We start from the raw sequence: 3,914 nt of genomic DNA, 5'->3' as shown, positions 1-3,914 counted from the left end.
CTTCGTATCCGTCCTCAGGCCATGCCGTTGTCGTTGTCGGATTCGGTGGAAAGCGCAGGCCGTCAGCCGCTTCCGGGCACCGTGATCCGGCGCGCGGTCGCGCGGATCTCGTCCACCAGTTCGGCGGTGCGCAGCGTGGCCGCCGCATCCGGCGCCGTGGCGGGCGCACCGGACCGGGCGGCGCGGACCGCTACGGCGAATGCCGTTGCCGTGCAAGCGTATTGATCGGCCGCGGCCAGCACCAGCTCCTCGGTGTGGTCCTGCTCATCGATGCGCAGTACCGGACGGTGTTCGGGCGGTGGCGTGAACGCACGGTCTACCGCGAGCCGTGCGGCCGCGCCCCACAGCTGATAGCGCGAGGCATAACTGTGTTCGAAACCGAATTCGGCGGTCACGATCACGCCGCTGCGGGTGGCGAGCAGGGCACTGCCGGACACGTCGACGCCGGAGGCCGGATCGATCCGCAGCACGGCGCCGCTCACTTCCAGCCGGTCCTCGTCACCGAGCAGCAATTGGGCCAGGCGCAGCGGGTATACCCCGGCATCGAGCAGGGCGCCCCCGCCCAGGTCCGCCCGGTAGCGCACATCGCCGCCGGGCAGCGGGGGGAAGCAGAACGAGCCGGTGAGGTGCCGCAGCGCGCCGAGCCGGCCGGCTGCGAGCAGATCACGTACGACGCCATGCATGGGATGGTGTGCGGGCGTGAAGTTTTCGCGAAGTACCAGATTGCGCTGTCCGGCCAGCCGGAGCAGATCGGCGGTCGCGGCCGCCTCGGTGGTCAGCGGTTTCTCGCCGAGTACGTGTTTGCCCGCCCGCAGTGCGGCCGCTGCCCACCGGTGATGCAGGCCGTTGGGCAGGGCCAAGTAGACCGCGTCCACGTCCGGGCGTGCCAGCAATTCGGCGTATCCGCGCACCGGAACGCCGCCGAACCGGTCGGTGAATCGGGTTGCCCTGGCCAACTCCCGGCTGGCCAGCGCCGTGATCTCGACACCCGCGGCCGCGGCCAGGGCGGGCAGCATTCGCCGCCACGCCACCGAGGCCGCGCCCAGTACGCCGATGCGCACGGGTGCTGTCGCCGAGTCTGCTGCGCTCACCGGCTCGACCTCGTCTCGACGCGATCGTCCTCCGCGGCGATCAGGCTGTGCAGGCAGGCGATCAGACTGCGGGCCTGCACATTGACGTAGTGGCTGTACCGCGTCAGCCCGACCAACTGGGCGACGGTCATCCAGCGGTATCGCGACGGTCCGCTGTCCGGTTCGGGCAGCGGGTCGACCTCGATCACCAGGTAGCGGTTGCGGGCGTGGAAGAACCGGCCGCCTTCCTCGGACAGGATGGTGTCGAACCGGATCCGATCCGGCGGCGCGCCGAGCACGTCGTCCAGGAACGGTGGCCGGGTCAGCGCCGGCAGCTGATCGTAGGTGTCCGGGGTGCACTGCACGGTGGGCGCCAGCTCCACGAAGTCCAGGAAGCCCGGCTCCGATCTGGCATTGACCAGTACATGCAGGACGCCGCGCATCCGGGCGGCCAGGAACGCGATGACGCCGAGTCCGTGCGGGGCGATCATGGGCTGGGTCCAGCTGTTCACCTCACGGTTGCCGCCGTCGACCGCGACCGCCCTGATGTCGAAGAACGCGCCGGAATCGTGCTCGATCCGGTCGGCTCGGCGAGTCCAGTCCCGTACCTGCGGCAGGGTGATCCGGGTCGCCACGACTTCCCGGCGCGCCCGCAGGCCGGTCACCCAGCTGAGAATTTCCGCGCTGGTGTGCAGCGCACCCTGCTCGGTATCGAGCGAACGCACCAGGGCCGCACGGAAACTCCCCTGCACGCTGGGCAGCTCCTCGACGAGTCGCCCGCCGGAGAACGGCAGGCAGGACAGCACCGTGCGGGTGTTCATGTTCAGCAGGTCGTCGTAGGCCAGCAGCGAGTAGAGCTGGCCGAGAGACAGCCAGCGGAAGCCGTCGCGCACCGGGACCGGCCCGGTGGCCTCGACCACCATGTTGCGGTTGCGCTTGCAGTAGAACCAGGCCCCCTGCTCGGACTGCAACACGTCGGCCAGCACCACGTCCGGCCGTGCGCCGGAGAAGTATTCGAGGTAGGGCACGGGCCGCCCGTGGTGCACCGCCGTGTAGTTGCTGATGGTGGCCTGCACCGTCGGCGAGAGCTGCAGCGTGTTGTGGTTGCCCGGCTCCATCTTCGCCTGCATCAGGCCGTGCAGGACACCGTCGAATTGCTTGACGAGAATGCCGAGCACGCCGGTCTCTGGCTGATCGATGATCGGCTGGGACCAGTGCGGCACCGGGCCGAAGCTGGTGTTCACCCGCAGACCCTCGACGGCGAAGAACTTGCCGCTCTCGTGCACGAGGTTGCCGGTCTCCGGGTGGAAGCGCCAATTGATCAGGTCGGAGAAGTCGATTCGGGTGACGACGGTGGGATCGGCGGCGGCCCGCGCGGCGAACCAGCGGTGGAACTGCGCCGCCGAGTCGACCGCGCCCGCGGTGGCCACCGCCGACCGGGCCAGCCGAATCGGCTGACCGCGGTCCTGGCGGTGGAGCGGTCCGGTCATCGGCACACGCTCGCGGCGTAGGCCTCGACGACATCGGCGGCCGCCTCCACGCCTCGCTCACCGCGCACGGCGTCGGCCAATTTCACTGCGCGCGCGGAGATTTCGGTATCGGTGGTGGCGATGCGCACCCCGGCCGCCAGCCGCTCACCGGTCAGCCCGGCGTACGGCACCGGCGCCGGGGCGACGCCGAGGGCGTGTATCCGGCGCGCCCACAGCGGCTGGTCGGCGTAGCAGGGTACGACGACCTGCGGGACGCCCGCGCCCACCGCCGCCGCGGTGGTGCCCTGGCCGCCGTGGTGCAACACCGCCGCGGCTCTCGGCAGCAGCCAGGTGAAATCCGCTGTCTCACTGCGGAACACGTCCATGCCGTCCGGAATCTCGAACTCCGGGCCACCGATGATCACCATCCGGTGGCCGGTCACCGCGACCGCGTCCAGGGTCGCGCGCAGCAGATCCGTACCGCAGGGCAGCCACGAACTGCCGTAGGCGGCGACGAGCGGCGGCGCGCCGCGCTCCACGAAGGCGGTCAGTTCCGGCGACTGTTCCCAATGGGTGTCGTCGGACCAGTAGCCGGTGACGTGGCACTGCGCCGGCCAGTCCGGCGGCGGTGCGATCACCTGCGGACTGAACTGGTAGAGAATCGGCCGCGTGCGCCCGTCGTCGCGGAACGGCGACCGGAAACCGGCCCGGGGCAGGCCCGCGGCACGTCGTGCCTGGTTCACGCTGGCGCGGTACACCAGCCACTCCAGTGCGCCCATGGCCCGATGGGTGAACCGGTTGTACGCACCGCCGAGCGGCAGGTCGGGTGCACCGAGCGCGGGCCAGGCCGCGGTTTCGGTGATCGGCCAGGCCGAGATCGAGCACCACGGCACCCCGGGCCGGACCAGCGCACCGATTCTGGTCAGATTGGAGTTGATGATCAGATCCGCGCCCTCCACCGACGCCACCATCGCCTCGGTGAGCGCCAGCTGCTCGGCGGCGCTCGGCCGGGGCGCGGCCATCGCCATGCGATAGATCGACGGGCCGCGGCGCAGCGCCTGCTGCACCTTCGGGTGCGACATGATCTCGTCGACGTAGCCGGCGCCGATATTTCCGAGCTGCCGGAACTCCAGCCCCGCGCTGCGCGCCAGGTCCTCGAATTCCGGTGTGGTAGCGAGCCATACATCATGACCGCGTGCGCGCAGGGCGCTGCCGAGCAGCACCAGCGGCTGCACGTCACCACGCGATCCGATGGTCGACAGGGCTATGCGCATCGACGTTCCTCTCGGCGAAACTCGCTGTCGGAGAAGGGAAATACGGATGAACCGACCGTAATCCGCCGGGTTATCATCTCGATATCGCCGCGTGTGCACGC

Annotated in this window: 3 protein-coding genes; all 3 read right to left on the bottom strand. The window is 70.0% G+C overall.

The window, feature by feature from the left end; genetic code table 11:
- Positions 1–62 precede the first annotated feature (62 nt).
- From OG326_RS22345 to OG326_RS22335, 3 genes are read right to left on the bottom strand one after another with little or no spacing between them, the layout of a single operon-like run.
- Positions 63–1,091, bottom strand: a complete 1,029-nt coding sequence (locus OG326_RS22345) for a Gfo/Idh/MocA family protein (protein WP_327139047.1) — start codon at positions 1,089–1,091, stop codon at positions 63–65.
- Positions 1,088–2,560, bottom strand: a complete 1,473-nt coding sequence (locus tag OG326_RS22340) for an NDP-hexose 2,3-dehydratase family protein (RefSeq protein ID WP_327139046.1) — start codon at positions 2,558–2,560, stop codon at positions 1,088–1,090. Before OG326_RS22340 ends, OG326_RS22345 begins: the two co-directional genes overlap by 4 nt.
- Positions 2,557–3,813, bottom strand: a complete 1,257-nt coding sequence (locus OG326_RS22335; RefSeq protein ID WP_327139045.1) for a glycosyltransferase — start codon at positions 3,811–3,813, stop codon at positions 2,557–2,559. The genes OG326_RS22340 and OG326_RS22335 overlap by 4 nt, the downstream gene beginning before the upstream one ends.
- Positions 3,814–3,914: the final 101 nt, after the last annotated feature.

Origin of the sequence: Nocardia sp. NBC_01327, from assembly GCF_035958815.1 — a bacterium.
Classification (GTDB): domain Bacteria; phylum Actinomycetota; class Actinomycetes; order Mycobacteriales; family Mycobacteriaceae; genus Nocardia.
Note: the sequence above shows the minus strand (reverse complement) of the source record. Positions and strands in the feature narration are given on the sequence as shown.